The organism is Mesorhizobium sp. (assembly GCF_017306585.1).
Lineage (GTDB): Bacteria > Pseudomonadota > Alphaproteobacteria > Rhizobiales > Rhizobiaceae > Mesorhizobium.
Genome location: NZ_JAFKIC010000309.1, coordinates 1 through 1,064, shown reverse-complemented (window position 1 = coordinate 1,064; position 1,064 = coordinate 1). Strand labels below are relative to the sequence as shown.

General features: G+C 62.5%; 2 protein-coding genes and 1 pseudogene. All 3 read right to left on the bottom strand.

All coding sequences use genetic code 11. From position 1 onward, the window contains the following. Positions 1–501 (bottom strand): 50S ribosomal protein L3 (gene rplC / locus J0I79_RS33890; RefSeq protein WP_292870188.1); only part of this gene is annotated, 501 nt, incomplete at its 3' end. Positions 502–562: 61 nt separating this feature from the next. Beyond that, a complete protein-coding gene (gene rpsJ, locus J0I79_RS33885; RefSeq protein ID WP_006205468.1) occupies positions 563–871 on the bottom strand; it encodes a 30S ribosomal protein S10 in 309 nt (102 codons plus the stop codon). 69 nt (positions 872–940) lie between these two features. Then, a pseudogene (gene tuf / locus J0I79_RS33880) lies at positions 941–1,064 on the bottom strand (elongation factor Tu); the annotation flags it as partial.

Below are 1,064 nucleotides of genomic sequence, written 5' to 3'. Positions count from 1 at the left end.
ACCCATGTGGCCGGCCATCTTCTTGCCCTTGAACACCTTGCCGGGGTCCTGGCGCTGGCCGGTCGAGCCGTGCGTACGGTGCGACACCGAGTTACCGTGCGTCGCGCGGCCACCACCCATGTGGTGGCGCTTGATGACGCCCTGGAAACCCTTGCCGATCGTCGTGCCGGTGACATCGACCTTCTGGCCGGCGACAAAATGGTCGACGGTCAGCTCGGCGCCGACATCGATCATGTTGTCGGCCGAAACGCGGAACTCGGCGAGCTTCGCCTTCGGCTCGACGGAGGCGGTCGCGAAATGGCCGCGCATCGCCTTCGACGTGTTCTTCACCTTGGCGAGGCCAACGCCGAGCTGAACGGCGGTGTAGCCATTCTTCTCCTGCGTGCGCTGCGCCACGACCTGGCAGTTCTCCATCTGGAGAACGGTGACGGGAACGTGTTCCCCGGCATCGTTATAGATGCGGGTCATTCCCACCTTCTTTGCAATCACACCTGAACGCATCGGTTCAATTCCTTTAGAGTTCCGGGCCAGGGGCACCGCCCCTTACCGCTCTCTCATTCCCTTAGAGCTTGATCTCGACGTCGACGCCGGCGGCCAGATCGAGCTTCATCAAAGCATCGACGGTCTGCGGGGTCGGATCGACGATGTCGAGCAGACGCTTGTGCGTGCGCATCTCGAACTGCTCGCGGCTCTTCTTGTCGACGTGGGGCGACCGGTTGACCGTAAACTTCTCGATCCGCGTCGGCAGCGGAATGGGGCCGCGGACGTTGGCCCCGGTGCGCTTTGCGGTCGACACGATTTCGCGCGTCGAGGCGTCGAGCACCCGGTGATCAAACGCCTTCAGGCGGATGCGGATATTCTGTCCGTTCATGCGTCAATTCCTTGTTCTGGCGCGGCGCGGGCAACTTCCGCGCCCGCGACAGATCGGTTTAAGTCCAAATTACTCTTTGATGGTGACGACGATGCCGGCACCGACGGTGCGGCCGCCTTCACGGATGGCGAAGCGCAGCTTCTCTTCCATGGCGATCGGCACGATCAGCTCGGCATCGACCGTGATGTTGTCG

Excerpts from the sequence above, each read along its gene's own strand:
- rpsJ (WP_006205468.1), bottom strand. The coding sequence starts at position 871 with ATGAACGGACAGAATATCCGCATCCGCCTGAAGGCGTTTGATCACCGG.